The organism is Isoptericola sp. GX10416, assembly GCF_056590155.1.
Window position 1 is genome coordinate 305,361 of record NZ_JBWPVO010000002.1, and the last position, 14,484, is coordinate 319,844.

Annotated in this window: 12 protein-coding genes; 4 read left to right on the forward strand and 8 right to left on the reverse strand. The window is 72.2% G+C overall.

What is annotated here, in order from left to right; translation table 11 throughout:
- Positions 1-18: 18 nt before the first annotated feature.
- Entirely contained in the window at positions 19-738 is a 720-nt protein-coding gene (locus ACWAT2_RS05260) for a tyrosine-protein phosphatase (RefSeq protein ID WP_402373676.1), read from the forward strand.
- On the opposite strand, the gene ACWAT2_RS05265 is transcribed toward ACWAT2_RS05260, so the two are convergent.
- From ACWAT2_RS05265 to ACWAT2_RS05280, 4 genes are all read right to left on the reverse strand, one after another.
- Positions 707-1,240, reverse strand: a complete 534-nt coding sequence (locus ACWAT2_RS05265) for a MarR family winged helix-turn-helix transcriptional regulator (RefSeq protein ID WP_402373679.1) — start codon at positions 1,238-1,240, stop codon at positions 707-709. The two genes, ACWAT2_RS05260 and ACWAT2_RS05265, sit on opposite strands and share 32 nt — an antisense overlap.
- Before the next feature lie 182 nt (positions 1,241-1,422).
- Positions 1,423-3,060 carry an MDR family MFS transporter gene (locus tag ACWAT2_RS05270; RefSeq protein WP_402373682.1) on the reverse strand — a complete coding sequence of 546 codons (1,638 nt, stop codon included), beginning with the start codon at positions 3,058-3,060 and terminating at the stop codon, positions 1,423-1,425.
- Positions 3,057-3,509 (reverse strand): MarR family winged helix-turn-helix transcriptional regulator, encoded by a 453-nt coding sequence (locus ACWAT2_RS05275; RefSeq protein WP_402373685.1) that lies wholly within the window; start codon positions 3,507-3,509, stop codon positions 3,057-3,059. Before ACWAT2_RS05275 ends, ACWAT2_RS05270 begins: the two co-directional genes overlap by 4 nt.
- A gap of 132 nt (positions 3,510-3,641) precedes the next feature.
- Positions 3,642-5,102 carry a sugar porter family MFS transporter gene (locus ACWAT2_RS05280; protein ID WP_402373688.1) on the reverse strand — a complete coding sequence of 487 codons (1,461 nt, stop codon included), beginning with the start codon at positions 5,100-5,102 and terminating at the stop codon, positions 3,642-3,644.
- A gap of 189 nt (positions 5,103-5,291) precedes the next feature.
- Between ACWAT2_RS05280 and ACWAT2_RS05285 the strand changes: the two genes are divergently transcribed.
- The 3 genes from ACWAT2_RS05285 (at position 5,292) to ACWAT2_RS05295 (ending at position 7,736) form a co-directional block, all read left to right on the forward strand.
- On the forward strand, positions 5,292-5,891 hold the full coding sequence (locus ACWAT2_RS05285) for a hypothetical protein (RefSeq protein WP_402373942.1): 600 nt from the start codon (positions 5,292-5,294) through the stop codon (positions 5,889-5,891).
- Positions 5,892-6,108: 217 nt separating this feature from the next.
- Entirely contained in the window at positions 6,109-6,729 is a 621-nt protein-coding gene (locus ACWAT2_RS05290; protein WP_402373690.1) for a DUF47 domain-containing protein, read from the forward strand.
- A 2-nt stretch (positions 6,730-6,731) separates the two neighbouring features.
- Positions 6,732-7,736 carry an inorganic phosphate transporter gene (locus tag ACWAT2_RS05295; protein ID WP_402373693.1) on the forward strand — a complete coding sequence of 335 codons (1,005 nt, stop codon included), beginning with the start codon at positions 6,732-6,734 and terminating at the stop codon, positions 7,734-7,736.
- 7 nt (positions 7,737-7,743) lie between these two features.
- Here the strand turns inward: ACWAT2_RS05295 and ACWAT2_RS05300 are convergent, their stop codons facing one another.
- From ACWAT2_RS05300 to acs, 4 genes are all read right to left on the reverse strand, one after another.
- The gene (locus tag ACWAT2_RS05300; protein ID WP_402373696.1) at positions 7,744-8,700 is read right to left on the reverse strand and encodes an NUDIX domain-containing protein; all 957 of its coding nucleotides are present in this window, start codon (positions 8,698-8,700) and stop codon (positions 7,744-7,746) included.
- Between the two features lie 98 nt (positions 8,701-8,798).
- Positions 8,799-11,036, reverse strand: coding sequence for an RNA degradosome polyphosphate kinase (locus ACWAT2_RS05305; RefSeq protein ID WP_402373944.1), 2,238 nt, complete (start codon positions 11,034-11,036; stop codon positions 8,799-8,801).
- Positions 11,037-11,195: 159 nt separating this feature from the next.
- The gene (gene mshD / locus ACWAT2_RS05310; protein ID WP_402373699.1) at positions 11,196-12,134 is read right to left on the reverse strand and encodes a mycothiol synthase; all 939 of its coding nucleotides are present in this window, start codon (positions 12,132-12,134) and stop codon (positions 11,196-11,198) included.
- A gap of 61 nt (positions 12,135-12,195) precedes the next feature.
- Positions 12,196-14,202, reverse strand: coding sequence for an acetate--CoA ligase (gene acs / locus ACWAT2_RS05315; protein ID WP_402373701.1), 2,007 nt, complete (start codon positions 14,200-14,202; stop codon positions 12,196-12,198).
- Positions 14,203-14,484 lie beyond the last annotated feature (282 nt).

A 14,484-nucleotide genomic window follows, 5' to 3' on the forward strand; every position in this document is an offset into this window, starting at 1 on the left:
GACCGCTACCGTCGCCCCATGACCGAGACCTCCGTCGTGCCGGACCGGCTCGTGAACCTGCGTGACGTCGGGGCGGCGTCCCCACGCCTGCGTCCCGGCGTCCTGCTGCGCTCCGACGCGCCGCACGTCGGCGACGTCGGGCCGCGCGATGTCGTCTGGCCGCCCCGCACCGTGCTCGACCTGCGCGACGTCGGCGAGGGCGGACGTGAGCACCCGCTGCGCGAGGTCGCCCGGGTGGTGAGTCTGCCGGTCCTCACCGGCGCCACCCGGACGCGACGAGCCGGCGACGTCGCCCCGTTCGACCTGGGCCGCTTCTACGTCGAGCTGCTCCACGGCGCCGGCGCCGCCTACCTCGTCGACGGGGTGCGCGCCGTCGCGACCGAGGACGCCCCCGTGCTGGTGCACTGCACCGCCGGCAAGGACCGGACCGGTGTGCTGGTGGCGATCCTGCTCCTCCTGGTGGGTGCCGAGCGGGCGGAGATCGTCACGGACTACGTCCGCACCGAGCCGAACATGCCGGGGATCATCGCCCGGGCCCGCCCCGCGCACCGGACCCGGGAGGAGGACGCCCACGTGCTCGCTGCGCTCCCGCCCGAGCTGCTCACGGCACCGGCGCACGCGATCGGTGCGGTGCTGGACGTCCTCGCGGCGCACGACGGCGGCGCGGCAGGCTGGTTCGCCGCGCACGGCGGTGAGCCGGAGGCGGTCAGCGCGCTGCGCGAGCGTCTGCTGCGCTGAGCAGCGCGGCGGACTGCTGGCTGCCCAGCCAGGTGACGACATCCTTCGAGTACAGGTTCAGCAGGCGCGCCAGCGTGGCGACGTCCTCCTTCTCCCACTGCGACAGGGCGACCTCGAGCATCGCGAGGCGGGCGTCGCGGGCATGCTGGAAGCGGGCCGCGCCGTCGTCGGTCAGGGTGATCTGCTGCCCGCGGGTGTCCTCGGGGTCGGTCTCGCGGTGCACGAGGCCCAGCTCCGCGAGCCGGCTCAGCTGGCGCGACACCGTCGCCCGGCCGACGCCGAAGTGCGCCGCGAGGTCCGAGCCGCGGGTGCCCGGGTTCATGGCGATGTGGGCGAGCAGCGGGTACGCCGACGCGTCGAGCTCCGGATGGATGAGCCGCGCCGTCTGCGCCGAGGTGGACTGCGCCCGCCGGATGAGCACGCGGACCTCGCGCTCGAGCGCGCCGAAGGGATCGGTCTGCGGATCCGGCAGACGGGTGTGGGCGGAGTCGACGTCGTGCATGGCCCCATCATGGCCTCGTGCGGAGGTGTTCGGGACCCTCTATAGGTCACGATCTGGTTATTCAGCCGCTCCGAGCGGGTGAAAATGGCGCCGCAGGTTCCATCCATGACCGAGACAGCACCTCGTCGTGTCCCTCAGCCTGCCTCCGTGCCCGCCCCGACGCGCCGGGCCCTGGCTCGGCCTCAGCGCTCGTCGGCGGCCTGCGCCGCGGTCAGGTCGCGGGCCTGCTGGATGCCGGAGCGCTCGCCGAGCGGGATCTCGCGGATGAAGCAGATCGCGACCAGCGCCACGAGGGCCATCGGCACCGCGATGAGGAAGATCCCCGTGATGCCGTCGGTGTAGGCGCCGGCGACGACGTCCACCACCGGCGCGGGGAGCTGCGACATGTCCGGGACCGCGCCGGCCGAGTCGCCCATGGCAGACACGGGGACACCGAGCCGAGCGAGACCGGCGGCGAGGTCCTCCTTGACGGAGCCTGCCAGGACGGCGCCGAGCACCGAGACGCCGACGGCCCCGCCGAGGGAACGGAAGAACGCCACGGTGGCGGTGCCGGCGCCCATCTCGCGCACGTCGAGGGTGTTCTGGGTGGCGAGCACCAGGTTCTGCATGAGCGCGCCGACGGACAGCCCGAGCCCGAACAGGTAGACCGAGATGATGACGAAGCTCGTCTGGGTGCCGATGGTGGACATCCCGAGCAGCGACAGCGACAGCAGCGCGGCGCTACCGACCATGATCGCCTTGTAGCGCCCGGTGCGGGAGATGATCCGCCCGAGCACGATGCCGCCGATCATGGTGCCGACGACCATCGGGACCGTCAGCAGACCAGCCTCGGTGGGAGTCTTGCCCCGGGCGAGCTGCAGGTACTGGGACAGGAACACCGCCGTGCCGAACATGGCCACGCCGACGGCCGCGGACGCGACGATCGACAGCACGAACGTGCGGTTGCGGAACAGGTGCAGCGGGATGATCGGCTCCGTCACCTTCCGCTCCACCAGCACCACCGCGGCGAGGGAGACGACGGCGGCACCCACCATCGCGGCGGTCTGCCAGGAGGCCCACGCGAACTGGTCGCCCGCGAACGTGACCCAGACCAGCAGCAGTGCGACACCGACGGCGATGAGCGCGGCGCCGAGGTAGTCGATGGTGACCTTGCGCACGCCCCGGGCCGGCAGGTGGAGCGTCTTGTGCAGCACGACGAGGGCGGCGACCGCGAACGGGACGCCGACGAAGAACGTCCACCGCCAGCCGAGGAACGAGTCGGTGATGACGCCGCCGAGCAACGGGCCGCCGATCTGCGCCACGGCCATGACTCCGCCCATGAGGCCCATGTACTTGCCGCGCTCGCGCGGGCTGATGATGTCGGACATCAGGACCGTCGCCAGCGACATCAGGCCGCCGGCCCCGATGCCCTGCAGGGCACGGAAGGTGATCAGCGCCGACATGTCCTGGGAGAACCCGGCCGCCGCCGCGGAGACCACGGTGATCACCAGCGCGACCTGGATGAGGGCCTTGCGGTTCGTGAGGTCCGCCAGCTTGCCCCACAACGGCGTGGAGACGGTCATCGTCAGCAGCATGGCCGTGACGACCCACGTGTAGGAGTGCTGCGAGCCGCCGAGGTCCGCGACGATGCGCGGCAGAGCGGTCGACGTGATCGTGGTGGCGAGCAGCGAGACGAAGACGCCGAGCAGGATGCCGGAGAGTGCCTCGAGCGTCTCGCGGCGGGTCATCGCGGGGTTGTTCTCGGCCGGAGCGTCGAGCGGCGCGGCCGGCCTCTCCGTGGTGCCGGGTGTGCCCGGCGCGGAGCTGGTGGTGTCGGTCATCGAGGCGGGACCTCCTGGGTCACGGAGCTGATGGCGGCCGCGACGTCGCGGATCCGGGTGATGGCGTCGGCGAGGTCGTCCGCGGACCAGTCCGCGAAGGCCTCGTCGACGAAGTCGTCGAAGTAGCGGTCCGACTCCGTGGCGAACGCGCGCCCGGCGTCGGTGAGCTCCAGGGTGCGAGCGCGGCGGTCCGCCCGGTCGACGGTGCGGCGCACGTAGCCTGCGTCGACCAGTGCGCTGACCTGGCGGCTCGCGACGGAGGCGTCGACGCGCAGCGCCTCGGCCACGTCGCAGAGCTGGACCGACCCGCGGTTCCGGACCAGCCGCACGATGCCGAGCCCGGCCCGTGGCCAGTCGAGGTCACGCGCGATCCGACTCGCCGCCGCCCGCTGAGCGCGTGCGAGCGACTCGAGCGCTGAGACGAGTGCTGTCGAGGCACCTTCTGACACGTCGACCCCTTTCATTGCCTCGGGCACCGTAGTGTAGATTGCTTGCACCAAGCAAGTGATCGAGCGAGCCTGCCCGAGGCAGGACGTCCGCCGCCGAGGTAGTGGAGCGCCCCACCACCTCGGCGGCGGGCGTCAGGTGCGGCGGCGCACCTGTTCGGTCATGTCCTCGAGCTGCTTGCCCTTCGTCTCCGACACCTTGAACCACACGAAGACGAAGGACAACGCGGCGAAGAACCCGTACATGCCGTACGGGACGGCCGGCCCGAACGTCGACAGCATCGGCGGGAAGGTCAGCGTGATCGTGAAGTTCGCCAGCCAGTTCGCCGCCGCGCCGACGCCGAGAGCCGCCGCACGGATCCGGTTCGGGAACATCTCGCCGAGCATCACCCACATCAGCGGGCCCCACGTGGCGCCGAAGAAGACGACGAACGCGTTGGCCGCGATGAGCGCGATGGTCGCCCACGCACCCTCCAACGACAGCGACGACTCCCCGGTCGCCTGGTCCACGACGGCGTTGCCCTGGGTGAACGCCGCCGCCATCAGCAGCAGGGAGACCGCCATGCCCGCGGAGCCGATGAGCAGCATCGGACGCCGGCCCACCTTGTCGATGAGCGCGATGGCGATGAAGGTCACCGCGATGTTCGTCACCGCCGTGATCGTCGAGACGAGGAACGCCTGCGACTCGTCGAAGCCCACCGCCTGCCACAGCGTGGTCGAGTAGTAGAAGATGATGTTGATGCCGACGAACTGCTGGAAGATCGCCAGCAGGATGCCCACCCAGACGATGGACTTCAGGCCGAGGAACCCGGAGCCCTTGAGCGAACCGAGGTGGGCGCTCTCCTCGTCGACGGCGATCGACTTCTCGATCTCGGCGATCCGCTCGTCGACGTCCTCCTGCGGTCCGAGGACCGAGGAGAGCACCCGACGGGCCTCGTCGGTGGCACCTCGCGCGACGAGGTAGCGCGGAGACTCCGGCATCCGCAGCGCCAGCAACCCGTACACGACGGCGGGCACCGCCTCGACGAAGAACATCCAGCGCCAGGCCTCCCACCCCAGCCACAGCTCGTTCGCGGCACCACCGGACGCGTTCGCCAGGAGCTGGTCGCTCAGCAGGGCGCCGAAGATGCCCACCGTGATGGCGAGCTGCTGCAGGGAGGCCAGGCTGCCGCGGATCGAGGCCGGCGAGATCTCGGCGATGTACGCCGGGGCGATGACCGACGCGATACCGATGCCGATGCCGCCGAGGAAGCGCCAGAGCGACAGGTCCAGCGCGGTCCACGCCAGGGCCGACATCACCGCGGAGAACAGGAACAGGGCGGAACCCAGCAGCATCACCTTGACGCGACCGATGCGGTCCGCGAGCCGGCCGGCGCCCCAGGCACCCAGGGCGCAGCCGAGCAGCGCCACCGCCACGACCAGGCCGGTGACCGTCGCCTCGAGCTCGAACTCACCCTCGATCGCCGACACCGCGCCGTTGATCACCGACGAGTCGAAGCCGAACAGGAAGCCTCCGACGGCGGCGGCGATCGACAGGCTGATCGCCTTGCGGTGCGCTGATCTGGCGCCGGCACCGGTCGGTGCTGCTGAGGTCATCTCAGGTCTCCTCCCACGCCCCGGTCCCGGGGCCTTCTCCTGGTGATGCTAGGAGTGATGCGGTGAGCGGGCACGGCGAGTGCCTTTGGCGACCGCCACAGGAGACGCGGTGCCCACCGACGCCGTCGTAGTACCTGACCGACCTGCGAGACTGGGTCGGTGAACGACCGACGTTTCCGTCGCCCGGCCATGCTCGACCCGCGCGATGCCGACGCCCTGCCGGGCGCGCTCGACCCTGCGCGGCGCGACGAGGTGGCCCACACCACCGCTCGCGCCGTCGTCCACCGCGCCCGCGCCGCCGAGGACCCCGAGGTGGTCGCACGGCTCGTCCGGCTCGTCGAGGACGAAGGCCTCGACGTGGTCGCCGAGCTCTGGTCGGACGCCGCGCCGGCCAGCCTGCCCGGTGCCCTCTGGCGGCTGTACGCGCTGCGCGAGTGGGTGCGGCGCGACCCGCGCACCATCGGCCTGCGCTACCGCCTCGGCGTCGACGTCGCGCCGGTGCAGGAGGTCGTGGCCGGAGTGCCGCGCCCGCCTACGCCGTCGGACCTGCGCGAGCTCGCGGACACGGTGCTGTCCGGGGTCTATGCCGGTGACCTGGCCGTCGCGCTGGAGCGAGCCGCGGCGTTCTGCCGGATCCTGGCGACCGGTGCGGCCTACGACGCCGACGCGCGGGAGGTCGCCGACCCGCAGGCGGCGGCGCGCATGACGAGCGGCGCAGCGGACCTGGTGGGGACCGCCGGCGAGCTCGAGCACGCGGCCGCGCTGTGGCGTGCGGGTTCGCTCGACTGACGGAAGCGGCCGTACGATGGACGGGCGACGTCGGGCCGCGGTAGCCCCGGGCTCCACCTCGAGCCGCTTCGAGCGGCCACGCGCCGAGAGGCGCTCCCGGTCCGGCGTCGCACTTCTGCGTCCGGGCGCGCCCACGCCGGACAGCCGATTTAGCCCGGTCGCGAGCCGGGACCTACTCTGTGACTGACCGAGCGTCCCTCCTCACCGGGAGCCTCACGTGCGCCTGCGCCTCACACCGCGCGACACCACCTTCTTCGACCTGCTGGCCGTGCTGGCCGGACACACCGTCACCGGAGCAACCCTGCTGGCCGAGCTCCTCGGAGCGTCGCGTCGTGAGCGCGAGGAGATCGTGGACCGCCTGACCGAGGCGGAGCACGAGGCCGACGAGGCGACGCACTCCATCATGCGGCGGCTCAACAAGACGTTCGTCACACCCTTCGGCCGGGACGAGATCTACAGCCTCGCCTCCGCGCTGGACGACTGCATGGACGCGATGGACGAGGCGGGGCACCTCATCGTCCTCTACAAGATCGACGAGCTGCCGATGGCCGTCTCCGAGCAGATCCAGGTGCTGCTGCGCTGCGCCGAGCTGACGGCCGACGCCATGCCCCGGCTGCGCAAGCTCGACCAGCTCCCCGAGTACTGGGTCGAGATCAACCGGCTCGAGAACCAGGGCGACAAGCTGCACCGCACGCTGCTCGCCCACCTCTTCGACCGTGTGGCCGACCCGATCCTGCTGATCAAGCTCAAGGAGGTCGTCGACATCCTCGAGGAGGCCACGGACGCCTTCGAGAAGGTCGCGAACCTCGTCGAGACGATCGTCCTCAAGGAGTCGTGAGCGTGGAGGTCGCCCTCGTCGTCGTGGTCGTGGTCGTCGCACTCGGCTTCGCCTGCACGAACGGGTTCCTCGACGCGGCGAACTCGGTCGCGACCTCCATCTCGACCCGGGCGCTCACGCCCCGCATCGCCGTCGCGATGGCGGCGGCGATGAACTTCGTCGGCGCCCTGCTCGGGACCGCCGTCGCCGAGACGATCGCGACGTCGGTCGTGGACCTCGACGGGGCGCCGGCCGTGGACGCGCTCGTCGTGCTGCTGTGCGCGCTGCTGGGCGCCATCGCGTGGAACCTCGTCGCCTGGTGGTTCGGCATGCCGACGTCGTCCACCCACTCGCTCGTGGGCGGCCTGCTCGGGGCCGGTCTCGCCGGCGGCATGGCGGTCCACGGCGAAGAGGTCTTCGACCGGGTGGTGGTCCCCCTGCTCGTGTCGCCCGTCATCGGGTTCGTGGGGGCGTTCGCGCTCATGGTCGCCCTGCTGTGGACGTTCCGGAACGCGGCGCCGTCCCGCGTGAACCGACGCTTCCGGATCGCGCAGACGGCGTCGGCCGCCGCCATGGCGCTCGGGCACGGCCTGCAGGCGGCGCAGAAGACGATGGGCGTCGTCTGGCTGGCGCTCCTCACGGTCGGCGCCGTCAGCCCCGTCGAGGGCATCCCGCTGTGGGTCAAGCTCGCGGCGGCGACCGCGATGGCGGCGGGCACGTACGCCGGCGGCTGGCGCATCATGCGGACCCTCGGACGGCGGATCATCGAGATCGACCCCGCGCGCGGCTTCGTCGCCGAGTCGGTCTCCGCGATCGTGCTGTACGTCAGCGCGATCGTGCTGCACGCCCCGGTGTCCACCACGCACACCATCACCGCCGCGATCGTGGGCGTGGGGTCCACCCGGCGGCTCTCCGCGGTGCGCTGGGGAGTGGCTCGGACGATCGCCGTGTTCTGGCTGCTGACCGCGCCCGCAGCGGGTCTGATGGCCGCCGGGGCCACGTGGCTCGTGCTGGGCTCCGTGGGCTGAGACCGGCTCAGAACACCGGCGGCGCGACCCGTTCGGCCGCGACCACCCGCGGTCCGCGTCGAGTCGTGGCGACGTGCGCGACGAGGGCCTCGCCGGGCTCCAGATACGGGTCCCGCCGGGGCAGGGCGTTGGCCACCGCGCGGCGCGAGTGCTGCCCGAGCACGTCGAGCACCGTCGGGAGCACGGGGCGGTGCGTGCACAGCACCGACGACCGGCCGGACTCCAGCAGGTCGCGGACGGCCCCGGCGACGCGGGCGGGCGAGCGTTCGTGCTGCGCCTCGCCGAGGTTGTCGCTGTACTCGGGACGCACGCCGGACGCCCGCACGTACGGGTCGATCGACGTCGCGCACCGTTCCCAGCGGCTGGAGACCACCGAGTCGACGCCGTAGGCGGCGAGCACCGGGACCAGCGCGGCGGCCTGCGCGTGGCCGACCGGCGTCAGGGGGCGCTCCTGCTCGGCGCCGTACCAGGCCGCGCGGGGCAGCGCCCGGCCGTGCCGGACGATGACGACGGCGTGCGTGGCGAGGTGGTCGTCGTGTGCGGCCTCGACGAGGGCGTCCAGCGGCCCGCGGTCGGTCGCGCGCGTGAGGCGCTCGGCGGCGACGTCGGCGTCGACCCACTCGCAGCGGTCGATCTCGCGCTTGTCCACCGGGGCGACGGGCGCCCGGGCGGCGAGCGGGTGGGCGTCGCGCTCGGAGGCGGCGCGGCGTGCCGCCCAGTAGTGCACGCGCTTCACGCGGCCTTCCGGGGTGAGGTACTGCAGGCCGGACAGCGGCAGGCCGAGCACCACGGCGCGGCCCGTCTCCTCGGCGACCTCGCGCGTCGCCGTCGTGGCGAGGGACTCGCCCTCCTCGTGCTTGCCCTTCGGCCACGACCAGTCGTCGTAGCGGGGCCGGTGCACGAGCTGCACCTGGAGCTTCTTGTGCCGGATGCGCCACACGAGCGCACCGGCGGTCTCGATCACGGGCGCATGCTGCACCGACGTCGCGCCGAGGGGGTCGACGAACGGTGTCGCGGTGCGGAGCCGGCGGGGCGACTGCGGTGCGGCGGCCATCGGGTGGGTCAGCGCGTCCTGGCGGGGCGGCGGCGGTGACGGCGAACGAGCTGCGACTGCAGGTCGACCAGAGGTTCGCCCTCCGGCCCTGTGGCACGCACCCAGGTGTCGTCCTGCTGCAGGTGCCAGGAGGCTGACTCGTCCGACATCGACTCGTCGATCAGCTCGAGGAGCTCGAGGATCTGGCTCTCGTCGCTGATGCGCACCAGCGCCTCGACGCGACGGTCGAGGTTGCGGTGCATGAGGTCGGCCGAGCCGATGAACACCTCCGGCCCGGTCTCCGGCCCCTCGCCGATCGCGGGTCCGGCGGAGTTGGCGAAGGCGAAGATCCGCGAGTGCTCCAGGAACCGGCCCAGGATGGAGCGCACCCGGATGTTCTCGCTCAGCCCGGGGACCCCGGGCCGCAGGGCGCAGATGCCGCGCACCACGAGGTCGACCTTCGCCCCGGCCTGCGACGCCCGGTAGAGCGCGTCGATGGTGGCCTCGTCGACGGCGGAGTTGACCTTCATCTTGACCCACGCCTCGTGGCCGGCGGCGGCGGCTGCGGCCTCGCGGTCGATGCGCTCGATCAGCCCGGACCGTACCGTGCGGGGCGCGACCAGCAGGCGGTGGAACCGGGACCGGGGCGCGTAGCCGGACAGCTGGTTGAACAGGCGGGTGAGGTCCTGGCCGACGTCGGGGTCGCAGGTCAGCAGGCCGTGGTCGGTGTACAGCCGGGCCGTCTTCGGGTGGTAGTTGCCCGTGCCCACGTGGCAGTAGCGGCGCAGCCCGTCGGACTCCTGGCGTACCACCAGCGAGAGCTTGCAGTGGGTCTTGAGGCCGACGATGCCGTAGACGACGTGCACGCCGGCCTGCTCGAGCTTGCGGGCCCAGGAGATGTTCGCCTGCTCGTCGAACCGTGCCTTGATCTCCACCAGCGCGAGCACCTGCTTGCCTGCCTCGGCGGCGTCGATCAGGGCGTCGACGATGGGGGAGTCGCCCGAGGTCCGGTACAGCGTCTGCTTGATCGCCAGGACCTTGGGGTCGGCGGCAGCCTGCTCGAGGAACGTCTGCACGGAGGTGGAGAACGAGTCGTACGGGTGGTGCAGCAGCACGTCGCGCTCGCGGATGGCGGCGAAGACGTCGCCCGGCATCGCGGACTCGACCTCGGCGAGCTGGCGGTGGGTGGTGGGGATGAACGGCGGGTAGTGCAGCTCGGCCCGGTCGATGTCCGCGATGACGTTCAGGCCGGTGAGGTCCAGCGGGCCGTCCAGCTCGTAGACCTCCTCCTCGACGACGCCGAGCTCGCGGACCAGCAGCTCCCGGATGCGCGACGAGATCCCGCCGGCGAGCTCGAGCCGGACCGGCGGGCCGAACCGGCGGCGCAGCAGCTCCTTCTCCATGGCCTGCAGAAGGTTCTCGGCGTCGTCCTCCTCCACCTCCACGTCCTCGTTGCGCGTGACGCGGAAGGTGTGGTGCTCGCGCACCTCCATCCCGGGGAAGAGGTGGTCCAGGTGCTGGGCGATCACTTCCTCGAGCGGCACGAACGACTTCTGCGTGCCGCCGGCCTGCGTCGGTGTGGGCGCGCTCGGGCGGCCGCGGTCGTCGACGGCGATGAAGCGGGGCAGCAGCGGCGGCACCTTGACGCGGGCGAAGTGCTCCTTGCCGGTCAGCGGGTTCATCACCACGACCGCGAGGTTGAGCGAGAGACCCGAGATGTACGGGAACGGGTGCGCCGGGTCGACGGCCAGGGGGGTGAGCACCGGGAAGATGTGCTTGCGGAAGAACTTGTGCAGCCGCTGCTGCTCCTTGTCGAGCAGCTCGTCCCAGTGCACGATCGTGATGCCCTCGGTGGCGAGCGCCGGCTGCACGTCGCTGCGGAACACGGCGGCGTGCCGCTCCATCAGTCGGTGGGCGTTCTCACCGATGCCCTGGAGCACCTCGCGGGGGTTGAGTCCCGAGGCCGCGGTGACGGCGATGCCGGTGGCGATGCGCCGCTTCAGGCCCGCCACCCGGACCATGAAGAACTCGTCGAGGTTCGAGGCGAAGATCGCCAGGAACCGGACCCGCTCGAGCAGGGGCAGCGACGAGTCCTCGGCCAGCTCCAGCACGCGCTCGTTGAAGGCCAACCAGCTGAGCTCGCGGTCGGCGAACCGGTCGGCCGGGAGCTCGATCGGCTCCGGCGGGACGATCTGGACCTGGTCGGTCGTGTCCCCCGAGTCCTCGGCGATGTGCTCGGCGATGTGGGCGGCGAGCTGGGGGTCCATGCGTGGCGGTCCTGCCTTCGCGGTCGTGCGTGTCTCGGAGGTGCTGGCGGTGGCCGCGGCGACGAACCGCCCGCGGGAGTCACGCCGGGCCGTACGCGGGCTGGACGCAGTCATGAGCCCATGTTGGCATCGTTTGATGAACGGTGGGTGACGGAGGACTCAGGCGGGCGCGTACTGGACGTCGATCGCGGCCCGCTCGAAGCCTGCTCGCTCGTAGGTGGCGAGCGCCGCGGGGTTGTCGCCGTCGACGTAGAGCACGGCCCGCGTGCAGCCCACGGCCGCCAGGTGGTGCAGTCCCGCCGCGGTGAGCAGCGCACCGAGGCCGCGGCCCTGCGCGGCCGGGTCGACGCCGACGGCGTAGATCTCGCCGTCACGCGAACCCTCCGGCTGGTCGGTGGGCACCTTCGTCCAGATGGAGCCGGCGAGGTGCCCGTCGGGGCCCTCCAGGAGCCGGAAGCCCTCGGCGTCGAACCACGGCTCGGCGATCCGGGCGTGCAGGTCGTGCACGGTGAGGCGGCCCTGCTCGGGGTGGTCGGCGAAGGCCCGGGCGTTGAGCGCGACCCAGGCGTCGTCGTCGGACCCGGCCCGGAAGTTGCGCAGCCGGTAGCCCTGGGGTGGCGTCGGCACGGCCGGGGCGTCGTCGAGCGGGAGCGCGAGGAAGAGGAGCTCGCGCACGCTCGTGTAGCCGCGGGCGGCGGCGAAGGCCTGGGCGGCGGGCAGGTCGCCGTGCGCCCAGACGCGCAACGCCTTGCCCCGCTGGTCGGGTGCGCCGGACCGGTCGGGCAGGCGGGCGTCGCGCTCGGCCGTGCGCAGCAGGACGGAGCCGATGCCGGTGCGGCGGTGGTCGGGGTGGACGACGAGCTCGGCGCTCGCGACGTCGCCGCCACGGTCCACCTGCAGGTAGCCCGTGGTGGCTCCGGTCCGGGTCTGCACCCGGACGTGCGTGAGGTCCGGGTCGTCGTCCCCGAGGCGCAGCAAGGGCTGCTCCGAGAGCGGGGCCACGCCGTCGTGAGCCCCGGCGGCGGCGGCCAGCTCGCGCACGGCGTCCTGCGACGCGGCGGTCAGCGGGAGGATCTCGATCGGGAAGGGGAAGCGCACAAGCCCATTGTCCATGCCGGGGCAGGGGGCGGTGGGCCCCCCGCCCCGGTGGACCGGTGTGTCAGTCCTCCGACGGCTTGGCCAGGCCCGCCTGGATGAGGTCCATGACCGAGGAGTCGGCCAGCGTCGTCGCGTCGCCGACCTCGCGGTTCTCCGCCACGTCGCGCAGGAGACGGCGCATGATCTTGCCCGAGCGGGTCTTCGGCAGCTCGGCCACCACGAGGATCCGCTTCGGCTTGGCGATCGGGCCGATCTCCTGGGCGACGTGGTCGCGCAGGGTCTTCTCGATGCGGGCGGACCCCTCGTCCGTGGCCGCCTCGTCGGCGTGCTCGCCTCGCAGGATGACGAACGCGACCACTGCCTGGCCCGACACCTCGTCCGCGGCGCCGACGACGGCGGCCTCCGCGACGAGCTCGTTCGACACGAGGGCGGACTCGATCTCGGTGGTGGACAGCCGGTGCCCCGAGACGTTCATGACGTCGTCGACGCGGCCGAGCAGCCAGATGTCGCCGTCGTCGTCCTTCTTGGCGCCGTCGCCCGCGAAGTAGATGCCGGGGAACCGCGACCAGTAGGTGTCCTTGAACCGCTGCAGGTCGCCCCAGATGCCGCGCAGCATGGCCGGCCAGGGTTCCGAGAGCACGAGGTACCCGCCGCCGCCGTCCGGCACGGGGCGCGCCTCGTCGTCGACGACCGTGGCGGCGATCCCGGGCAGGGGCACCTGGGCAGAGCCGGGCTTGGCCGCGGTGACGCCGGGCAGCGGGGAGATCATGATGGCGCCGGTCTCCGTCTGCCACCAAGTGTCCACGACCGGGGTCTTGTCCGACCCGATGACGCGGCGGTACCACATCCACGCCTCGGGGTTGATGGGTTCGCCCACCGAGCCGAGCACGCGCAGGGAGGAGAGGTCGAACTCCGCGGGGATCTCCTCGCCCCACTTCATGCAGGCGCGGATGGCCGTGGGCGCGGTGTAGAAGATGGAGACGCCGTACTTCTGGATGATCTCCCACCAGCGGCCGCGGTGCGGGGTGTCCGGGGTGCCCTCGTAGATCACCTGGGTGGCGCCGTTGAGCAGCGGGCCGTAGACGATGTACGAGTGGCCGGTGACCCAGCCGATGTCGGCGGTGCACCAGTAGACGTCCGAGTCCGCCTTGAGGTCGAACACGTGCTTGTGCGTGAACGCCGTCTGCGTGAGGTAGCCGCCGGTGGTGTGCAGGATGCCCTTCGGCTTCCCGGTGGTGCCGGAGGTGTACAGGATGAACAGGGGGTGCTCGGCGTCGACCCAGGCGGGCTCGTGGAACGTGTCGGCGGCCTCGACGGCGTCGTGCCACCAGACGTCGCGGCCGTCGGTCCACTCGACGTCCTGCTCGGTGCGTCGCACCACGAGCACGTGCTCGACGGTGGTGGCCGGTTCGCCGTCCTTGGGGGCGAGCGCCGCGTCGACGGCGGGCTTCAGTGCGCTGGGCGCCCCGCGGCGGTGCCCGCCGTCGGCGGTGATGACGAGCTTGGCGCCGGCGTCGGCGATGCGGCTGCGCAGCGCGTCGGCGCTGAACCCGCCGAAGACGACGGAGTGCGCGGCTCCCAGGCGGGCGCACGCGAGCATCGCGACGACGGACTCGACGAGCATCGGCAGGTAGATGACGACGCGGTCGCCGGACTCGACGCCCAGCGCGGCGAGGGCGTTGGCCGCGCGGGACACCTCGCGCTGCAGGTCGGCGTAGGTGATGGTGCGGGTGTCGCCGGGCTCGCCCTCGAAGTGGATGGCGACGCGGTCGCCGAGCCCGGCCTCGACGTGGCGGTCGACGGCGTTGTACGCGGCGTTGAGGGTGCCGTCGGCGAACCACTTCGCGACGGGGGCCTCGGACCAGTCGAGCGTCTGGGTGAAAGGTGTCTTCCAGGAGACGAGCTCGCGGGCCTGCCGGGCCCAGAACTCCACGCCGTCGGCGGCGGCCTCGTCGTACATCGAGGCCTGGGCGTTGGCCTGGTCGGCGAACTCCGGACTCGGCGGGAACGCGCGGGTCTCGTGGAGCAGGTTCTCGAGGCTCGGGCTGGTGGCTTGGCTGTCGGTCACTGGGTTCCTCCGCGTCGTCGCGTTCCGTCCGTGAGGGGCGTCCGAGGGCCGCCCTGTGGGGAGTGTAGACCCGCGTCGTGGTGCAGATCACGCCCCGCGGAGGCAATAGTAAGGGAAGCGGACTTACTGCTCCCGCCGATGCTCCCGCGCCGCTCCCGGGCGAGCGGTCGCTCTGCCCTCCCGAGCGGTCGCAGCCCGTTGCCGAGCGGTCCGACGCACGAGGGCGGCGCCCGGGTTCCTTCCACCGAGCGCCGCTCGCGCCGGACGGTTCGCGGGTAGCAG

Coding starts and splice junctions, on each gene's coding strand:
- ACWAT2_RS05260 (WP_402373676.1), top strand. CDS start 19: ATGACCGAGACCTCCGTCGTGCCGGACCGGCTCGTGAACCTGCGTGAC.
- ACWAT2_RS05265 (WP_402373679.1), bottom strand. CDS start 1,240: ATGCACGACGTCGACTCCGCCCACACCCGTCTGCCGGATCCGCAGACC.
- ACWAT2_RS05270 (WP_402373682.1), bottom strand. CDS start 3,060: ATGACCGACACCACCAGCTCCGCGCCGGGCACACCCGGCACCACGGAG.
- ACWAT2_RS05280 (WP_402373688.1), bottom strand. CDS start 5,102: ATGACCTCAGCAGCACCGACCGGTGCCGGCGCCAGATCAGCGCACCGC.
- ACWAT2_RS05285 (WP_402373942.1), top strand. CDS start 5,292: ATGCTCGACCCGCGCGATGCCGACGCCCTGCCGGGCGCGCTCGACCCT.
- ACWAT2_RS05305 (WP_402373944.1), bottom strand. CDS start 11,036: ATGGACCCCCAGCTCGCCGCCCACATCGCCGAGCACATCGCCGAGGAC.